This window comes from Vreelandella hamiltonii (assembly GCF_014651775.1).
Classification (GTDB): Bacteria; Pseudomonadota; Gammaproteobacteria; order Pseudomonadales; family Halomonadaceae; genus Vreelandella; species Vreelandella hamiltonii.
In genome coordinates, this window is the sequence record NZ_BMXN01000006.1 from 182,508 (window position 1) to 200,732 (window position 18,225).

Consider the following 18,225-nt stretch of genomic DNA (forward strand, 5'->3'; position numbering starts at 1 on the left):
AACCAAAGGGCCTGCTGGAGACAGCAGGCCCTTCGCGTTGCGGTTCGAGGCGGTTATTGGCTACGCAGGCAGTGGAGCAGCGCCTGAAGCGGATGAGCCAGCGTTTGCGCTGAGTAACGCTTCACCTGGCTACGGCACGAGTACCCGGTGGCCAGCAGCTTGCCTGCGTTCTCTTCGGCCTCTACCTGAGGCTGCCAAGACTGGGCGTAGATGGTTTTGGAGGTGGCGACGTTACGGCTTTCATGGCCGTAAGTACCCGACATGCCGCAGCAGCCCGTGGTGGCCAGCTCCAGCTGCAAGCCAAAGGCAGCAAACACCTGCTGCCACGCTTTGGGGCTGCCCGGCGCGTTGGTTTTTTCGGTGCAATGGGAAAGCAGCTTGTAGCCCGGGTCATTCAGCTTCACCGGGCTGGGATTGAGCGTGTTGACACGGGTAGCAAGCCACTCCTGCAGCATCAGCACCGTGGGCACCTGTTCGCTGCCCAGCGCTTTGACGTACTCCTGGCGATAGGTCAGCGTCATGGCTGGGTCGATGCCTACCATGGGCACGTCGAACTCGCTCAGCGCCCGCAGGCGCCTGGCCTGCTTGGCCGCGGTGCGCTCGAAGGCACCTAAAAAGCCTTGTACGTGGAGCGGCTTACCGTTGGTGGAAAACGGCATCACGAACACGCGCAGGTTCAGCCGCGACAGCAGCTCTACGACATCCATCACCAGCCTGGCTTCGAAGTGAGTCGTGAACGCGTCCTGCACGATGATCACGCTCTGCGCGCGCTGCTGTTCGGTGAGCAGGGCCAGTGACGTAGGCGTGGCTTCTGCCACCCCCCAGGCACGCAGCTGCTTTTTCACGCTGGCGCGGGAGAGCGTGGGGGAGTCGCTGATGCCGAGCCCTTTGTGCATCAGTTGGGTGACCCAGCGCTGCCCCAGGGCGGCGTTATACAGAGGGGCGATCCTGGTCAGCGCGGGCAGCATGAACTCGGTGCCCCCGATCACGTAGTCGCGCAGCGGGCGCAAATAGCGGCCGTGGTAGACCTCCAGGAACTGCGCACGGAACTGAGGCACGTGGACCTTGATAGGGCACTGGCCTGCGCAGGATTTGCACGCCAGGCAGCCTGCCATGGCATCGTACACTTCGTGGGAGTAGTCGTGGTGCTGCTGACGGCTGAGGGTGTTCATCACTCGCTTGGGAAAGCTCTTGATAAAGCCCCAGCTGCGTTCGGCCTTCTTCTTGCGCGACTCTTCGACCACGTCGATGCCTGCCTGAGACTGCAAGCGCAGCCATTCCCGGATCAGGCTGGCACGGCCTTTGGGAGAGTGTCGGCGGTCGCGGGTGGCCTTCCACGACGGGCACATGGGGTCGTCCACATCGTAGTTGTAGCAGGCGCCGTTGCCGTTGCAGTAAACCGCTGCGTCGTAAGCCTGCCAGGCGCGTTCGTCGATGGTGCGGTCCAGCTGGCCGCGCATCGTTACGCCATCCACGCGCAGCAGCTCCGGGTCGCTCTGTCTGGCGATCAGCGGGGCATTTTCAGCGGGCGAGGCGATCTTGCCAGGGTTGAGCTGGTTATGCGGGTCGAAGGCCGCCTTGATCTGCTGCAGGCAAGGGTACAGCTCACCAAAGAAGGTGGGGCCATACTCCGAACGCACGCCCTTGCCATGTTCACCCCACAGCAGCCCGCCATATTTCTGGGTCAGGGCGACCACTTCATCGGAAATCTCCCGAATCAGCGCTTGCTGCTCGGGGTCTTTCATGTCCAGTGCCGGGCGCACGTGCAGCACCCCCGCATCCACATGGCCGAACATGCCGTAGGAGAGCTGGCGAGCATCCAGTGCCGCGCGGAACTCGGCGATGAACTCGGCCAGGTGTTCCGGCGGCACGGCGGTATCTTCCACGAAGGGTAGCGGGCGCTTTTCTCCCTGCACATTGCCCAGCAGGCCCACCGAGCGCTTGCGCATGGCGTAGACTTTCTGAATTTGTGGGCGGCCTTCCGCCAAGGTGTAGCCCAGCCGCTCGACGCGGGTGTCCTGGCCAAGGTGCCGGGTGAATGCCGCCACTCGCTCGGCCAGCGTATCGGCGTCGTCGTCGTTGAACTCGATCAGGTTGATGCCCTGTATGGGCGTGCTGCCCGCCGGGAAGAACTCGGCCACGCTGTCCCAGACGAAATCTTCCATGGCTAGCTGCAGCACCGTGTCGCCCACGGTCTCGATGGAGGTAGGGCGAGCGCTACTGGCCATCAGCGCCTTGGCATCGCGCAGCGCATCCATGAAGCTGGCATAGCGAACGTTCACCAGCGTCGCGTACTTCGGAATCGGCAGCACGTTCAGCACCGCCTCGTTCAGGAAGCCCAGCGAGCCTTCGGAGCCACACAGCAGGCTGTTCAGGTTGAGCTGGCCGTCCTCACGCAGATGGGCCAGGTCATAGCCGGTCAGGCAGCGGTTGAGCGGGGGGAACTTGGCGTCGATCAACGCCTTCTGCTGGTCGATGATGGTGGCAGCGGTACGGTGTACTTTCCCCAGTACGCCTTCCTCGGCCAGTGCTTGCTGCTCCTCTTCCTCGCTCAGCGGGCGGCTGTGCAGGTGCTGCCCACCGAGCAGGATGGTATCCAGCGCCAGTACGTGATGGCGGGTCTTGCCATATTCGCAGCTGCCCTGGCCGCTGGCATCGGTGGAAATCATGCCACCGATGGTGGCCCGATTGGAGGTCGACAGTTCGGGGGCGAAAAATAGCCCGTGGGGTTTCAGAGCGGCGTTCAACTGGTCCTTGACCACCCCGGCCTGCACCCGCACCCGCCGTGCTTCCACGTCGATCTCGAGGATCTGGTTCATGTGGCGGGAAACGTCCACCACGATGCCGTCGGTCAGCGATTGGCCATTGGTGCCGGTGCCGCCACCTCTGGGGGTCAGCACCACTTCCCGGTGGGGCAGCTCGGCAGCCAGCTTGGCCAAGCGCTCCAGGTCTTCGGCGTGCCTGGGGAAGACCGCTGCCTGGGGCAGGCGCTGATAAATCGAGTTGTCGGTGGCCAGCACGGTGCGGTTGGCGTAATCCGGGGCGATTTCGCCCTCGAAACCGCGGGCGCGCAGGGCGTCGAGGAAGCGGACGTAGTGGCCCTTCAAACGTTCAGCGGGGGCCGTGCGGGTATCCAGAGATGCAATCATGGTGAATCGAGCCGTCACTGCTGGGGGCGAATAGGGGAATAGCGTACTTTACCCCAGCTACTCCAGGCGTGCATCTTGCCTGGCCGTTGGCGCTGGCGAGACCGAGAGAGATTATGGTTGCTCAGTATGGTGAGGCTTTGCACTACCTTAGCTTTAAAATGCAGCGTTTTGCTATAGCCAAACGCCTACAATCTTCATGTCCGCTTTTCCCTCGTACAATGGCCATGGCTCCCGTCCGCGCTTTTGCCTACAATGGTCGCCTTTGTCGCGCCCTGGGCGGCGCGTGTCATTGAATTCTGGCCAAGGAATACCTCATGCTCGATCCGAAACTGCTGCGCGGTGATCTGGAGACGACGGCGCAACAACTGGCCCGGCGGGGCTTCGAACTCGATACAGCGGCACTGCAGGCGCTGGAGTCGCGCCGTCGTGAGTTGCAGACTCAGACCGAGCAGCTGCAAAACGAGCGCAACATGCGTTCCAAGGCGATTGGCAAGGCCAAGGCCAACGGCGAAGACATCCAGCCGCTGCTGGATGAAGTAAGTGACCTGGGCGACCGCCTGGACAAGGCCAAGAAAGAGTTGGCTGAGGTGCAGGAGGAGTGGGACGATGCCATCAGCGGTATTCCGAACCTGCCCCATGACAGCGTGCCGGAAGGCAAGAACGAAGACGACAACGTCGAGTTGCACCGCTGGGGCACGCCCCGTGAGTTCGACTTCGAGGTGTTGGACCACGTGGACCTGGGCAAGCGTTCGGGCTATCTGGATTTCGAACTGGCCGCCAAGCTGACCGGAGCGCGATTTGCCGTCATGCGTGGGCCGATCGCGCGTCTGCATCGTGCACTGGCCCAGTTCATGCTGGATACGCAAACCCAGCAACATGGTTATGAAGAGTGCTATGTGCCCTACATGGTGAATCGCGATTCGCTGATGGGAACGGGGCAACTGCCGAAATTTGGCGAAGACCTGTTCAAGCTCGACGATGAGCGAGAGTACCACCTGATTCCCACCTCCGAGGTGCCGCTGACCAACTTTGTGCGCGACGAGATCGTCGAGCTGTCGGCGCTACCCATGAAGCTGACCGCGCACACGCCCTGTTTTCGTAGCGAGGCCGGTTCTCATGGGCGCGACACCCGGGGCATGATTCGCCAGCATCAATTCGATAAGGTCGAAATGGTACAAATCGTCGAGCCCGACAAGAGCTATGCGGCGCTGGAGGAGATGCGCGAGCATGCCGAGGCGATCCTGCAGGCTCTGGAGCTGCCTTACCGGGTCGTGACGCTCTGCACAGGGGATATGGGCTTTGGGGCAGCGAAAACCTACGATCTGGAAGTGTGGCTGCCCAGCCAGAACACCTACCGGGAAATTTCGTCGGTCTCCAACTGCGAAGACTTCCAGGCGCGTCGCATGCAGGCTCGCTACCGCCACCCGGATTCGAAAAAGCCGCTGCTGCTGCATACCCTGAACGGTTCGGGGCTGGCGGTAGGGCGGTGCCTGCTGGCGGTATTGGAGAACCACCAGCAGGCGGATGGTTCGATTAGCGTGCCGGCGCCTCTTCAGCGCTATCTGGGCGGTCAGGAGCGTCTTGCCCTGTAATGGCCCACTCGACGTTCACGCCAGCATCGATGCGAATGGTGCCGGGGCGATAGTCGCTGGCTGAGCCGCTACCCACGGCGTCACTTTCGGCCCGCATGGCCATCATGCGTGGCTGGAAGATGGGCGCCTGGGTCTCTTCGATACGCTGGACATGGCCCAGCTCCACGCCAAGGGTGGTGGCCATCAGGTCTGCCTTGTGGCGGGCCTTCTCCAGCGCTTTGGTCAATGCTTCATCGGTGGCGGCGTCACGGTCGTGCAGGTCAAACTGCACGCCATCCAGGGCATTGACCCCCGCGCCGATCAGCGCGTCCAGCACATCCCCCAGCTGTTCTACGTCAGCCAGTTCGACGCTGAACGGGCGTTCGAGACGCGTACGCATCAGGTTCTCCTGCTCGCCATCGTCACTACGCGGGCCTGCCACGTACTCGGGGTAGACGTTGAGCGAGCCCGCCGTGATGGCGCGCTGCTTGATGCCCGCTTCCTCGATGGCCGCAATCAGCTCACTGGCGCGCTGCTCCAGCCGCTGCCGGGCGTCGCTCAGCTCATCGCTTTGGGTGTCTTCCAGGGCAGACACGGCAGGGGTGTTTTCCCATAGCCGCGCGCTGAGCGTCGCCTTGTCGGGCTCGACTTCTACCCACGACTGCGCTTGCACGAAGACGCTTGGGGGAGGCGGTGCTGCCTGGCTGATGGGGGCGACCAATAGTGCGAGAAGGGCGCCCCCCAACACGCCATAGCGAAGGCGTTTGATAGGGTGGCGCAGCCGATTGACGGAGTTGAGCTGGGTTTGCATGGAGTCACTTCCTTGCTGAGAGAGCCAATGTGTTGTGAGAGCGAATGTGGGTCATTACCCGCAGCTTTGAAGCAGAGATACACGGAAAGTTCACAGGCTAATGAGTCGTGATGACGTCTTTCTCAATAGGTGCACGGTTTGTGCATTGTCACGCCAGCAGCCATTATGTACGGATAACATGCTAAGGATCAGGCTATGTCGAAGTTGTCAGATGAGGATTATCGCAGTATTCCACTTAACGCTACCCTGGCGCTGGCCGCGCTGGTGGTCATCGTTGCCGGAATGAAAGTAGGTGCCGATCTGCTGGTACCTTTGCTATTGGCGGTGTTCATTGCGGTGGTGTGCACGTCGCCAGTGCAGTGGCTGCATGGCTGGGGGCTGAGCCGGCGTACGGCAGCCATGCTGACGCTGCTGGTGCTACTGGCCTTCATTTCCCTGATTGGCCTGCTGGTGGTCAACAGCTTCGGCACTTTCGTGGAAGCGCTGCCGGACATCGAGGCGCGCTTGTACGAGCATTACTGGAATTTGCTCAATACGCTGGCGTCCCATGGCTTGGCGATCAACCCGGAACAGCTGAGTTCGGCGTTTGCCATGGAAGACGATGGCTCATGGGTTGCCCTGCTGCTGGGAGAGCTGGGCTCGCTGTTCATGCAGGGCACCATCGTGGCGCTGTTGGTGATCTTCATGCTGTTCGAGACGCTGCACTTTCGTGACAAGGTCTCGCGCGCGTTGGAAAACCCTGCGCCTAGCCTGAAACGTTTCAGCGAGTTCAGCTTGACCCTGAAGCGCTATCTGGCCGTGAAGACGGTCATCAGCCTGGCCACCGGTGTTCTGGTGTGGCTTTCCTGCCTGATGGTAGGGGTCGATTTCCCGCTGCTCTGGGGGGTGCTGGCCTTTGCCCTCAACTTCATTCCCAACATTGGCTCTGCTCTGGCGGCCATTCCTCCTGTCTTGCTGCTGCTGGTGTCTCAGGATGGCGGTGTGCTGCAGGCATTCATGCTGGCGTCGGCCTATTTGGTCATCAACTTCATTCTGGGCAATCTGGTCGAGCCGCGGGTCATGGGGCAGGCGCTGGGGCTATCCACCTTCGTGGCGTTTCTTTCCCTGGTGGTATGGGGCTGGATTTTCGGCGCGGCGGGTATGTTGCTGTCGGTAGTGCTGACCATGACGCTCAAGATTGCCTTGGACAGTCATCCACAAACGCGCTGGATGGCGCACCTGTTAGGGCCTGGCAAGCAGCGCCGTTCGACTCTTCAGCCGGGCGATGCGCGGCGGCCACCGCTGAAGCGGGACAAGCAGGAGCAGTAGGGCAGGCAAGGGCGGGAGGGGCAATCACCGCTGGCGAGGCCAGCGGTGATTGGAAGTGCTCAGGCGTTCTGGTCGATGAACTGAGTCAGTTGCGACTTGGACTGCGCGCCGACCAGCGAAGCGACCTTGGTGCCCGACTTGAACAGCATGACCGTGGGCACGCCACGTACACCCTGCTCAGCGGCAATTTCCGGTGCATCGTCTACGTTGACGCTGACGACTTTCAGATTGTCGCCGCGCTCGGCAGCGACTTCATCGACCACAGGTGCCATGACTTTACATGGGCCGCACCAGGGGGCCCAGAATTTGAGCAGGACAGGCTGTTCGGCGTTGAGGACTTCTTGCTCAAAATTGGCGTTGGTGACATCAACATTGTTAGCCATTTGCTTCTCCCGTTTGCGTTGCTCTTGCAGTTACGTTGCCTCAAATGGAGCAACGGTCTATACGCGATTTACCAGCGCTCTTTCACCGCGCCAAGTTGCCAGATGTTAGCGGTCACGGCGGATGCTGGCAAATTCCAGATGCGTTTTGCGCTGAAATAGAAAAAATTAATGGATGCTGATAGCGATGATTTTTTATACTATATGGGAATTATAGATCGTTTTTTTATTCACAATTATGCTCGTTGAGCGTCATGCTCCGAGCATCGGGCAGGTACGCAGTGGCAGCAGCGCGGGGCGTTTTGGGACGTTTCCCGGCATCGAACATTAGGTGAGGATATGAAGCTACAGCAACTTCGCTATATCTGGGAAGTCAATCGACATAACCTGAATGTGTCAGCAACTGCCCAGAGTCTGTTTACCTCTCAGCCAGGTATTTCCAAGCAGATTCGCCTGCTGGAAGACGAATTGGGCGTGGAGATCTTTGCTCGCAGTGGCAAGCATCTCACGCGTGTCACCCCCGCTGGCCAGTCGATCATCGAGCTGGCCGGGCAAGTGCTCAAGCTTGCCGAAAACATCAAGCAGGTAGCCCAGGAGCACAGCGACGAGCGCCGTGGCAGCCTGGCCATCGCTACTACGCATACCCAGGCCCGCTATGCGCTGCCGCCGATCATCAGCGAATTCACGCTCAAGTACCCAGATGTGGCGCTGCACATGCAGCAGGGTACGCCCAAGCAAATTGCCCAGATGGTGAGTGAAGGGCAGGCGGACTTTGCCATTGCCACCGAGTCGCTGGAGCTGTTTACCGACCTGGTGTTGCTGCCCTGCTACCGCTGGAATCGCTGCATACTGGTACCCAAGGAGCACCCGCTCGCTTCGCTGGAGGGGCCGCTCACACTTGATGCTCTGGCCGAGTATCCCTTGGTGACCTACGTCTTTGGCTTCACCGGGCGCTCGCAGCTGGACGATGCCTTCAAGGCCAAGGGGTTGACCCCCAACGTCGTGCTGACGGCAGCCGATGCCGACGTCATCAAGACCTATGTGCGCCTGGGCATGGGAGTGGGCATCGTGGCCCATATGGCGGTGGACCCTACGCAGGATGACGACCTGATGGCGCTGGACGCAAGCCACTTGTTTGCCAGCTCCACCACCAAGATCGGCATTCGTCGTGGCACGTTCATGCGCGGTTACATGTATGACTTCCTGGCGCGCTTTGCCCCCCACCTGACCCGCGACCGAGTGGACGAAGCGCTCACGGCAGGGCCCCGCCATGAGCACGCGCTGTTCGAAGGTGTCGAACTCCCCGAATATTGAGCGCGGCCAGCGATTCAGGGTTGATAAACCAACTCACCGCCCTGTTCACCGCCCCCATGGTGTGGTGAACAGGGCGGTGAACTCGTCAGGTGGCTATATCAATGCTGCAGGTGCAGCCCACATTCGCGTTTCTCTTCCACCTTGGTGGGGTCGAAGTAGTCGAAGTTGTTGGGCAGGTCATGGGCCTGCAGGTATTCGTACATGTCCTTGGCGGTCCACTTCAGTAGCGGCGCCACTTTCAGCAGGCCGTCGCTGTTGCGGCTAACGGACTGCATCTTGGCTCGTTCCGGCGTGTCTTCGGCGCGCAGGGCAGTGAACCAGATGTCGGGCCGCATGGTGGCCAGGGCGCGCTCGAACGGCTCGATCTTCACTTCCTGAGTGAACGCCGCATGGCGCGGGTCGTCGATGCCCGGCATGGGGCCGTCCAGGGCCTCCCGGTGGGCGCGGGTGCGCTGGGGTAAAAAGCTCACCAAGTTGAGGTCGAGCCGTCGAATCACGTCATCGGCAAACCGGTAGGTAGCCTCGGTGTTGTAACCGCTGTCCATCCAGACAATGGGGATATCAGGGCGAACCTGCGTCACCATGTGCAGAATCACGGCTTCGAACGGGCGGAAATTGGTGGTGCAAATAGGGCGCTCGCCCTGACGAAACGCCCACTCGATCAACCCTTGCGGGTCGTTGGCGTACTCTTGATGAATGGCTTCGAGAGCTGAGGACATGCTGTTTCCTGTTGAAAAGCGTGCGATGCCCTTAGGCTACCAAAGCCCTGTGTGGTGCCCCAATACCGTTTGGTTTGGGTTTTATATTCCTTTCTGATGTAACAATGCTTCTTTGTTATTCCAAAGCGCTGATCTATTCCAGTGCACCGATCAGGTGACGGATCTTGTCGAGGGTTTCCGTGTACTCCTCGTCTGCCTGAGAGTCGGCGACCAGTCCGCCGCCGCCCCATACATGCAGGCTGCCATGATCGGCCAGCATGGTGCGAATGGCAATCGAGGTGTCCATGCTGCCGCGGGTGTCGATATAGCCCAGGCTTCCGCAATAGACGCTACGCTGGCAGGGTTCCAGCTCATCGATGATCTGCATGGCGCGTATCTTGGGCGCGCCGGTGATCGAGCCGCCGGGGAAGGCCGCCGTGAGCAGCGAAAGCGGTGAGTGTGCGGCCGCCAACTCCCCCTGAACGACGCTGACCAGATGGTGCACGTTGGGGTAGCTTTCCAGTTGGCAAAGCTGCGGCACACGTATCGAACCGGGGGTGCAGACCCGCCCGAGATCGTTACGCAGCAGGTCGACGATCATCACGTTCTCGGCTCGATCCTTGGAACTGTCGAGCAGCTCCTCGGCTAGCGCCTGGTCTTTTGCGGGCGTATCGCCGCGGGGTCTGGTGCCCTTGATGGGGCGAGTTTCGACACGGCCATCACGGCACTGAATGAAGCGCTCGGGCGACAGCGACAGCACTGCCTGGCCCTGCCAGGCCATATACCCCGAGAAAGGCGTCGGTGTGGCGTGTCGCAGCTGCAGATAGGCTTGCCACTCATCCCCTTCGTAGCGGGCAGAGAAGCGCTGTGCAAGATTGATCTGGTAGCAGTCACCAGCGCGGATATAGCGCTGTACGGCCTCGAAGCGCTCGGTATATTCGGCCTGGTTGAGCTGGGCCTTGAACGGCTGCGTCAGCGTGAAAGGCTCGCCTGCTGGCGGGGCTTCTTCCAGCCAGGCCAGCACCTCTCGACGGCGCGCATCGCTGGCCACCAGCCAGGCTTGTCGGGTGACGTGGTCAAAGGTGATGCACCAGTCATACAGGCCCAGGCGGGCCAGCGGCAGTTGGGTGGCGGGCGGGTGCTGGCTGGGCACCGAACAGCCTTGGCGGCCCAGGTCGTAGCTCCAGTAGCCGATCAAGCCGCCCAGAAAGGGCAGGTCGCTGTCGAGAGCGGGCGCGGGCAGCTGTTCCAGCAGCCACTGCTGTTGCGCTGTGCTGTCATCGTCGAGATGAGCTGGCAGCGTCAACGTGGTGGAGCTGAGCTGTGCCTGGCGGTTCGCGAAAATTTCCAGCGTGGCTAGCGGGTCGCTGCTGAGAATGTCGTAACGGCCGCTGGTGGCCACGGGTCGGCCACTGTCCAGCAGCACCGCCCCTAGCCGTTTCCGTAATCGGGCAAAGGTGGCCAGCGGGTCGGAGAAATAGGGCAGAGCGGATATCGTCAACGCCGTTGTCATGAAGCAAACGCCAATCCGGAAAGGGCGGCACATTTTAGGGTGCTCGCGCCAAGGACACCAGCCGCGTTTATCGACGGCGTTCTCACGTAAGCAGGCGGGGAGAGGATGCCGCAACAGAGATTGTAGACATTTGCGCAGGAGGTCTCGTCAGGCGTGCAACGAAAGGTGAATAAAAACGCTTATTTTCCGAGGTTGACGTCAGAAAAGGGGAGGGCTAAAGTTTCATCATTCCTTAATTGTCGACAATTAGCCATGACCTTACTTGCTTCCACTTCACCACCCCCGGACGGCGACGCCAGCGACGTCGTCTCGCCAGAAGTACGCACACTGGCCGAGCGTGTGTTTCACCAGTTGCAAAGCGCCATTGTCCGTGGGGAGCTGGCACCTGGCAGCAAAATCACCGAGCCTGGGCTCTCGAAGACCTACGGTATCTCTCGGGGGCCGCTGCGCGAGGCCATGCGGCGTCTCGAGGCTCACCGATTGATCGAGCGCGTGCCCCATGTGGGCGCCCGGGTCGTCAAGCTTTCCATGAAAGAGCTGCTGGAGCTTTTCGACGTGCGCGAAGCGCTGGAAAGCATGGCGGCGCGGCTGGCGGCCGAGCACATGTCTGCCGAGGAAATCCAGGGGCTGCGAGACGTTCTGGCGCTGCACGAAAGCCAGAGCGACCTCAAGCGTGGGGAAGCCTATTACCAGCGCGAAGGCGATCTCGATTTCCATTATCGCATCGTTCAGGGCAGTCACAACAAAATGTTGATGAACCTGCTGTGTGACGACCTCTACTACCTGGTGCGCCTCTATCGCACGCAGTTCAGCGCCAGCGGTACCCGCCCTCAGCGGGCGTTCGTGGAGCACCACAGGATTGTCGATGCCATCGAGGCCGGCGATGCCGAGCTGGCCGAGCTGTTGATGCGTCGCCATGTCAGCGCGTCACGGGCGAACGTGGCAGACCGCTACGCCGCCATTCTTGAACAACAAACAACAACCGAAGACAGGAGCTGATGTCATGACCGCTTCATCCACTTCTCGCCTGAGCCCCGGTGGGCGCTTTCGTGCCGCGCTGGAAGCCCAGCGCCCGCTGCCCATCCTGGGCACCATCAATGCCTATACGGCCATGATGGCTGAACGCGTGGGGCACCAGGCCATTTACCTCTCCGGCGGCGGCGTGGCCAATGCCTCCTTCGGCCTGCCGGATCTGGGCATGACGACCATGAACGACGTGGTCGAGGATGCACATCGCATCTGTGCTGCCACGGAGCTTCCGCTGCTGGTGGATATCGATACCGGCTGGGGCGGCGCGTTCAACATTGCGCGCACCGTGAAAGAGATGCAGCGCGCCGGAGTCGCCGCAGTGCATCTTGAAGATCAGGTCGCTCAGAAGCGCTGTGGTCATCGCCCCAACAAGGCGATCGTTTCCCAGCAGGAGATGGTGGACCGCATCAAGGCTGCGGCCGATGCGAAGCTGGATCCGGATTTCTATCTCATTGCACGCACCGATGCCTTCCAGAAAGAGGGGCTCGATGCCGCCATCGAGCGCGCCAACGCCTGTGTGGAAGCAGGAGCCGACGCCATCTTCGCCGAGGCCGTGCATACCCTCGACGACTATCGCGCCTTCTGCCAGCGCGTCAATGCGCCGATTCTGGCCAATATCACCGAGTTTGGCGCCACGCCGCTGTTCAGCCAGCAGGAGCTGGGGGACGTCGGCTGTCGAATGGTGCTCTATCCACTGTCGGCTTTTCGCGCCATGAACGCGGCGGCCCTGAAGGTTTACCAGAGCATTCTGGAGCATGGCCATCAGCGCGAGGTGGTCGACACCATGCAGACTCGCGATGAGCTGTACGACTTCTTGAATTACCACGATTTCGAACAGAAGCTCGATGCGCTGTTCGCTGAACAAAAAGACGCTTGAGTGCGCAGGCAATACACCTAATAACAGTGACAATACTGAGTACGTCAGGAGACTACCATGGCTGATAAACCGCTAGCAGGTGCAGGATTACGTGGGCAGAGTGCGGGCTCGACGGCGCTGTGTACCGTGGGTAAAACCGGTTCCGGCTTGACCTATCGCGGCTTCGACATCAAGGAGCTGGCTGAGAAGGCCAGGTTCGAAGAAGTAGCGTACCTGCTTCTCAAGGGCAAGCTGCCCAATCAGGCGGAGCTCGATCATTACATTACCAAGCTGAAAGGTCTGCGTGGGCTGCCCGAGGCCCTGAAGACGGTGCTCGAGCAGATTCCCAAGGACGCCCATCCCATGGATGTGATGCGTACCGGTGCCTCCATGCTGGGCAATCTGGAAACCGAAGAGAGCTTCGATCAGCAGCAGGACGTGGCGGATCGGCTGCTGGCAGTGCTGCCGTCGATCATCTGCTACTGGTACCGCTTCAGCCACGACGGCGTGCGCATCGACACCCAGACCGATGATGACTCGGTGGGTGGCCACTTCCTGCACATGCTGCGTGGTGAGCCCGCTTCCGAGCTGCATGCTCGGGTCATGAACGTCTCGCTGATTCTCTATGCCGAGCACGAATTCAATGCCTCCACGTTCACCGCGCGGGTGTGTGCCTCGACGCTGTCGGATATGCACTCTTGCGTCACCGGGGCGATTGGCTCCCTGCGCGGCCCGCTGCACGGTGGCGCCAACGAGGCGGCCATGGCGATGATCGAGCACTGGCGCTCGCCCGAAGAAGCCGAGCAGGAGATGCTCGGCATGCTGGAGCGCAAAGAGAAGATCATGGGCTTTGGTCATGCCATCTATCGTGAGTCCGACCCGCGCAATGCAATTATCAAGGAGTGGTCGAAGAAGCTGGCTGACGACGTCGGCGACACCGTGCTCTACCCGGTATCGGTACGTTGCGAAGAGGTCATGTGGCGGGAGAAGAAACTGTTCTGCAATGCCGATTTCTTCCACGCCAGCGCATACCACTTCATGGATATTCCGACCAAGCTGTTCACGCCCATCTTCGTCATGTCGCGGCTGACCGGCTGGGCCGCCCACGTGTTCGAGCAGCGTGCCAATAACCGCATTATTCGCCCCAGCGCCGACTACATCGGCCCGGAGAAGAGCGAATGGGTGCCCATTGAAGCCCGTGACTAGGCGTTTGGCTCTGTGACCAAGTGAGAGGCATCATGAACACGAATTATCGCAAGCCGCTGCCGAATGTGTCGGTGGCGGGCGCACCAGTGGACTTTTTCGATACACGCCAGGCCGTCGAGGAGATTCAGCCCGGTGCCTATGCCCAGTTGCCCTATACGTCTCGGGTGCTGGCCGAGCAGCTGGTTCGGCGCTGTGATCCGGCGCTGCTGACCGACGCCCTCAAGCAACTGATCGAGCGCAAGCAGGAGCTGGACTTTCCCTGGTACCCGGCCCGGGTGGTTTGCCACGACATCCTGGGCCAGACCGCGCTGGTCGACCTGGCCGGGCTGCGCGACGCCATCGCGGAGAGGGGCGGTGACCCTGCCAAGGTGAACCCGGTGGTGCCGACGCAGCTGATCGTCGACCACTCGCTGGCCGTGGAGCACGCCGGTTTCGAGAAGGACGCCTTCGAGAAGAATCGCCAGGTGGAAGATCGGCGTAACGACGACCGCTTTCACTTCATCAACTGGACCAAGCTGGCGTTCGAGAACGTCGACGTGATTCCTCCCGGCAACGGCATCATGCACCAGATCAACCTGGAAAAGATGTCTCCGGTGGTGCAGTGCCGCCCGGATGAGCAGGGGGTGCAGGTGGCCTACCCGGACACCTGCGTGGGTACCGACAGCCACACGCCCATGGTGGACGCGCTGGGCGTGATCTCTGTGGGGGTCGGGGGGCTGGAAGCCGAAAGCGTGATGCTGGGACGCGCCTCCATGATGCGCTTGCCCGATATCGTGGGTGTCGAGCTGACGGGTAAGCTACAGTCCGGTATCACTAGCACCGACATGGTGCTGGCGATTACCGAGTTCCTGCGCCGCGAGCGCGTGGTCGGCGCCTATCTGGAGTTCTTCGGGGAAGGTGCCGATGCGCTGTCGGTGGGGGATCGGGCGACCATCTCCAACATGACCCCGGAGTACGGTGCCACGGCGGCGATGTTCTATATCGACGACCAGACCATCGACTACCTCAAGCTGACCGGCCGTGACGATGAGCAGGTAGCCCTGGTGAAGGCCTACGCCCAGCATACCGGGCTCTGGGCCGATGACCTGAAGCAGGTTGTCTACGAGCGCATCCTGCGCTTTGACCTGTCCAGCGTGACGCGTACCCTGGCGGGGCCTTCCAACCCCCATGCCCACCTGCCCACCACGGAGCTTGCCAAGCGCGGCATTGCCGTCGGGCTGGACAAGGCTCGGGAAGAGGAGGCCGCCGGCAAGATGCCCGATGGAGCGGTGATCATTGCGGCCATCACTAGCTGCACCAATACCTCCAACCCGCGCAACATGGTGGCGGCAGGCCTGATTGCCCGAAACGCCAACCGCCTTGGCCTGACCCGCAAACCGTGGGTCAAGACCTCGCTGGCTCCGGGGTCGAAGACGGTCAAGATGTACCTGGAAGAAGCCGAGCTGATGGGCGAGCTGGAAGCGCTGGGCTTCGGCGTCGTGGCATACGCCTGCACCACCTGCAACGGCATGTCCGGCGCATTGGAGCCGAGTATCCAGGAGGAGATCATTCGTCGCGATCTCTATGCCACGGCGGTGCTGTCGGGTAACCGCAACTTCGATGGGCGTATCCACCCTTACGCCAAACAGGCGTTTCTGGCCTCGCCGCCGTTGGTGGTGGCCTATGCCATTGCGGGCACCATCCGTTTCGATATCGAGCAGGACGTGCTGGGTCACGACGCCCAGGGCAATCCGGTCACTCTCAAGGACATCTGGCCGGAAGACAGCGAGATCGATGCCATCGTCAAGGCGTCGGTGAAGCCGGAGCAGTTCCGCGAAACCTACATCCCCATGTTCGACCTGGACAAGCGTGCCGGGCCTCAGGTGAGCCCCCTCTACGAGTGGCGCCCCCAGAGCACCTACATTCGGCGGCCTCCCTACTGGGAGGGCAACATGGCCAGGGAGCGGGGGCTGAAAGGCATGCGCCCGCTGGCCATCCTGCCGGACAACATCACCACGGACCATCTGTCGCCGTCCAATGCCATCCTCATGGACAGCGCTGCTGGCGAGTATCTGCATGCCATGGGCTTGCCGGAGGAGGACTTCAACTCCTACGCCACCCACCGCGGCGACCATCTGACCGCCCAGCGTGCCACCCTGGCCAATCCCAAACTCTTCAATGAGATGGTGCACGACGAGCAGGGCAAGGTCATGCAAGGCTCGCTGGCGCGTATCGAGCCGGAAGGCACCGTGACCCGCATGTGGGAAGCCATCGAGACCTATATGGCGCGCAAGCAGCCGCTGATCATCATCGCGGGTGCCGACTATGGTCAAGGGTCGTCTCGTGACTGGGCGGCCAAGGGTGTGGCTCTGGCCGGGGTCGAAGCGATCGTGGCGGAAGGCTTCGAGCGTATCCACCGCACCAATCTGGTGGGGATGGGCGTGATGCCGCTGCAGTTCGAGGAGGGCACGACCCGCAAGACGCTGGCGCTGGATGGCACCGAAATCTATGACGTGGAAGGAACGCCTGCCCCCAGAGCCCAACTGACGCTGGTGATCCATCGCCAGCAGGGGGCTGTGGAGCGTGTGCCGGTGGTGTGCCGCCTGGACACCGCCGAGGAGGTCACCATCTACTCCGCCGGTGGTGTGCTGCAACGCTTTGCGCAGGATTTTCTGGAGTCCAGCGCCGCTGTCTAGCCGCGTTGTCCCAGCGTAGCATCGAAAGGGAAAGCCCAACGAGTGAACATCGACGGCCTGACGCGTGTCAGGCCGTTGTCAGGAGAGTGACCATGGCGCACGCAGCGCAGATGAGTATTCCCGCCACCTACATGAGAGGTGGCACCAGCAAAGGGGTGTTTTTCACCCTCAGTGACCTGCCTCCCGCTGCGCAGCAGCCGGGTGAGGCGCGAGACAGGCTGCTGTTGCGGGTAATGGGTAGCCCCGACCCCTATGAAAAACAGATCGATGGGATGGGCGGTGCCACGTCCAGCACCAGCAAGGCGGTGATTCTCTCGAAAAGTACTTCCCCGGAGCATGATGTGGATTACCTGTTTGGACAGGTGTCCATCGACAAGCCTTTCGTGGACTGGAGCGGTAACTGCGGCAACTTGTCTGCGGCGGTGGGCCCCTATGCCGTGGCCAATGGGTTGGTCGACCCCGCGCGGGTGCCTGAACACGGCGTCGTGGAAGTGCGCATCTGGCAGGTCAACATACAGAAAACCATCGTTGCCCAGGTGCCGATCAGCCACGGCGCCGTTCAGGAAACCGGAGACTTCGAACTGGACGGCGTCACCTTTCCTGCTGCCGAGATTCCGGTGGCGTTTCTGGATCCTGCCGACGGTGAGGGGGCGATCTTCCCCACGGGGCAGCCGGTGGATGAGCTGGAGGTGCCCGGCATCGGAGTGCTCAAGGCGACGCTGATCAATGCGGGTATTCCTACCGTGTTCATCGACGCGCAAGCCCTGGGCTACAGCGGCTGTGAGCTGCAAGAGGCGATCAACGGCGACCCGGATGCACTGGCCCGGTTCGAAAGAATACGCGCCCATGGGGCCGTCAAGATGGGCTTGATTGCCCATGTAGACGAGGCCGCCAGCCGTCAGCACACGCCCAAGGTGGCGTTCGTGGCACCACCGGCGGGCTATACGTCTTCCAGTGGGAAGCAGGTCGAGGCCGAATCGATCGATCTGTTGGTCAGGGCGCTCTCCATGGGCAAGTTGCATCACGCCATGATGGGCACTGCGGCCGTGGCCATTGCCGCAGCAGCGGCCATTCAGGGGACGCTGGTGAACCTGGCCGCAGGCGGCAGCGAGCGGGAGTCGGTCACTTTTGGTCATCCTTCCGGCACGCTCAGGGTAGGGGCCAAGGCCAGTCTGGTGGAGGGGCGCTGGCAAATCGATCAGGCGGTCATGAGTCGCAGTGCCCGGGTATTGATGGAAGGGCGAGTGCGCGTGCCTGGTGATGTGCTGTAATCGACGGCAGGCACTGCTTTGACCACCCTGGTGCCCCTTGCCGAATGGTGCCCGTCACGGTATGGGCGTAAGGCTTGCCGTGACGGGCGGGGTGGTCATGATGTTGCTTATGATGTGATTAATCCTCTACCACGACCTGGTCGCGCATCCGGTCAACGGTGGCCGGGCCGATACCGCTGACCCGTGTCAGGTCGTCAGCGCTCTCGAAAGCGCCGTTGGTTTCGCGCTCCTCGATGATGGCGGCCGCCCGGCTGGGGCCAATGCCCGGCAGTTCCGCCAGCAGCTCGGCGTCGGCACTATTGACATTGATGGGGGCGATTGCCTGGGCCAGCGCGGCGCTGGACAAGCCCAGGCACAGTGACATCACGAGTGCGGCTACAAATCCCTTGAACGTTTTCTGCATGTGGAGTACCTCATCGGTGTTGGTTCGTCGCTCGGCTCGCC

General features: G+C 61.4%; 14 protein-coding genes. 8 read left to right on the plus strand and 6 right to left on the minus strand.

Annotated elements, in window-relative coordinates; translation table 11 throughout:
- Window positions 1-53 precede the first annotated feature (53 nt).
- Window positions 54-3,149: a D-2-hydroxyglutarate dehydrogenase YdiJ gene (gene ydiJ / locus IE091_RS07865; RefSeq protein WP_016914374.1), complete on the minus strand. Its 3,096-nt coding sequence runs from the start codon at window positions 3,147-3,149 to the stop codon at window positions 54-56.
- Window positions 3,150-3,463: 314 nt separating this feature from the next.
- Here ydiJ and serS point away from each other — a divergent pair, with 314 nt between their 5' ends.
- Window positions 3,464-4,741 (plus strand): serine--tRNA ligase, encoded by a 1,278-nt coding sequence (gene serS, locus IE091_RS07870; RefSeq protein ID WP_016914373.1) that lies wholly within the window; start codon window positions 3,464-3,466, stop codon window positions 4,739-4,741.
- On the opposite strand, the gene IE091_RS07875 is transcribed toward serS, so the two are convergent.
- On the minus strand, window positions 4,683-5,531 hold the full coding sequence (locus IE091_RS07875) for an SIMPL domain-containing protein (RefSeq protein ID WP_189463342.1): 849 nt from the start codon (window positions 5,529-5,531) through the stop codon (window positions 4,683-4,685). The genes serS and IE091_RS07875 overlap by 59 nt on opposite strands.
- 195 nt (window positions 5,532-5,726) lie before the next feature.
- Here IE091_RS07875 and IE091_RS07880 point away from each other — a divergent pair, with 195 nt between their 5' ends.
- Window positions 5,727-6,839, plus strand: coding sequence for an AI-2E family transporter (locus IE091_RS07880; protein ID WP_039180972.1), 1,113 nt, complete (start codon window positions 5,727-5,729; stop codon window positions 6,837-6,839).
- Between the two features lie 59 nt (window positions 6,840-6,898).
- Here IE091_RS07880 and trxA read toward each other — a convergent pair whose 3' ends face one another.
- Window positions 6,899-7,222 carry a thioredoxin gene (gene trxA, locus IE091_RS07885; RefSeq protein ID WP_016914369.1) on the minus strand — a complete coding sequence of 108 codons (324 nt, stop codon included), beginning with the start codon at window positions 7,220-7,222 and terminating at the stop codon, window positions 6,899-6,901.
- A gap of 336 nt (window positions 7,223-7,558) precedes the next feature.
- On the opposite strand from trxA, the gene cysB reads away from it, so the two are divergent.
- On the plus strand, window positions 7,559-8,533 hold the full coding sequence (gene cysB / locus IE091_RS07890) for an HTH-type transcriptional regulator CysB (protein ID WP_189463343.1): 975 nt from the start codon (window positions 7,559-7,561) through the stop codon (window positions 8,531-8,533).
- Between the two features lie 98 nt (window positions 8,534-8,631).
- Here the strand turns inward: cysB and IE091_RS07895 are convergent, their stop codons facing one another.
- Window positions 8,632-9,252: a phosphoadenosine phosphosulfate reductase domain-containing protein gene (locus IE091_RS07895; protein ID WP_039182500.1), complete on the minus strand. Its 621-nt coding sequence runs from the start codon at window positions 9,250-9,252 to the stop codon at window positions 8,632-8,634.
- Window positions 9,253-9,385: 133 nt separating this feature from the next.
- Window positions 9,386-10,744, minus strand: coding sequence for an aminodeoxychorismate synthase component I (gene pabB, locus IE091_RS07900; RefSeq protein WP_189463344.1), 1,359 nt, complete (start codon window positions 10,742-10,744; stop codon window positions 9,386-9,388).
- A 252-nt stretch (window positions 10,745-10,996) separates the two neighbouring features.
- Here pabB and IE091_RS07905 point away from each other — a divergent pair, with 252 nt between their 5' ends.
- From IE091_RS07905 to prpF, 5 genes are all read left to right on the plus strand, one after another.
- A complete protein-coding gene (locus IE091_RS07905) occupies window positions 10,997-11,743 on the plus strand; it encodes a GntR family transcriptional regulator (RefSeq protein WP_039182506.1) in 747 nt (248 codons plus the stop codon).
- Between the two features lie 4 nt (window positions 11,744-11,747).
- Complete coding sequence (gene prpB / locus IE091_RS07910) at window positions 11,748-12,650, plus strand: methylisocitrate lyase (protein WP_096922683.1); 903 nt, start codon at window positions 11,748-11,750, stop codon at window positions 12,648-12,650.
- Between the two features lie 57 nt (window positions 12,651-12,707).
- Window positions 12,708-13,835, plus strand: a complete 1,128-nt coding sequence (gene prpC, locus IE091_RS07915) for a bifunctional 2-methylcitrate synthase/citrate synthase (RefSeq protein WP_081138341.1) — start codon at window positions 12,708-12,710, stop codon at window positions 13,833-13,835.
- Between the two features lie 32 nt (window positions 13,836-13,867).
- A complete protein-coding gene (acnD, locus tag IE091_RS07920) occupies window positions 13,868-16,510 on the plus strand; it encodes a Fe/S-dependent 2-methylisocitrate dehydratase AcnD (protein WP_189463345.1) in 2,643 nt (880 codons plus the stop codon).
- Window positions 16,511-16,602: 92 nt separating this feature from the next.
- On the plus strand, window positions 16,603-17,781 hold the full coding sequence (gene prpF / locus IE091_RS07925; RefSeq protein WP_016914361.1) for a 2-methylaconitate cis-trans isomerase PrpF: 1,179 nt from the start codon (window positions 16,603-16,605) through the stop codon (window positions 17,779-17,781).
- A gap of 118 nt (window positions 17,782-17,899) precedes the next feature.
- Here prpF and IE091_RS07930 read toward each other — a convergent pair whose 3' ends face one another.
- Window positions 17,900-18,184, minus strand: coding sequence for a ComEA family DNA-binding protein (locus IE091_RS07930; protein ID WP_016914360.1), 285 nt, complete (start codon window positions 18,182-18,184; stop codon window positions 17,900-17,902).
- Window positions 18,185-18,225 lie beyond the last annotated feature (41 nt).

Bases quoted from the DNA above. Each gene is read 5' to 3' on its own strand.
- trxA (WP_016914369.1), bottom strand. From the start codon at position 7,222: ATGGCTAACAATGTTGATGTCACCAACGCCAATTTTGAGCAAGAAGTC.
- IE091_RS07880 (WP_039180972.1), top strand. From the start codon at position 5,727: ATGTCGAAGTTGTCAGATGAGGATTATCGCAGTATTCCACTTAACGCT.
- IE091_RS07930 (WP_016914360.1), bottom strand. From the start codon at position 18,184: ATGCAGAAAACGTTCAAGGGATTTGTAGCCGCACTCGTGATGTCACTG.
- prpC (WP_081138341.1), top strand. From the start codon at position 12,708: ATGGCTGATAAACCGCTAGCAGGTGCAGGATTACGTGGGCAGAGTGCG.
- IE091_RS07875 (WP_189463342.1), bottom strand. From the start codon at position 5,531: ATGCAAACCCAGCTCAACTCCGTCAATCGGCTGCGCCACCCTATCAAA.
- prpF (WP_016914361.1), top strand. From the start codon at position 16,603: ATGGCGCACGCAGCGCAGATGAGTATTCCCGCCACCTACATGAGAGGT.
- serS (WP_016914373.1), top strand. From the start codon at position 3,464: ATGCTCGATCCGAAACTGCTGCGCGGTGATCTGGAGACGACGGCGCAA.
- cysB (WP_189463343.1), top strand. From the start codon at position 7,559: ATGAAGCTACAGCAACTTCGCTATATCTGGGAAGTCAATCGACATAAC.
- acnD (WP_189463345.1), top strand. From the start codon at position 13,868: ATGAACACGAATTATCGCAAGCCGCTGCCGAATGTGTCGGTGGCGGGC.
- ydiJ (WP_016914374.1), bottom strand. From the start codon at position 3,149: ATGATTGCATCTCTGGATACCCGCACGGCCCCCGCTGAACGTTTGAAG.
- prpB (WP_096922683.1), top strand. From the start codon at position 11,748: ATGACCGCTTCATCCACTTCTCGCCTGAGCCCCGGTGGGCGCTTTCGT.
- IE091_RS07905 (WP_039182506.1), top strand. From the start codon at position 10,997: ATGACCTTACTTGCTTCCACTTCACCACCCCCGGACGGCGACGCCAGC.
- IE091_RS07895 (WP_039182500.1), bottom strand. From the start codon at position 9,252: ATGTCCTCAGCTCTCGAAGCCATTCATCAAGAGTACGCCAACGACCCG.
- pabB (WP_189463344.1), bottom strand. From the start codon at position 10,744: ATGACAACGGCGTTGACGATATCCGCTCTGCCCTATTTCTCCGACCCG.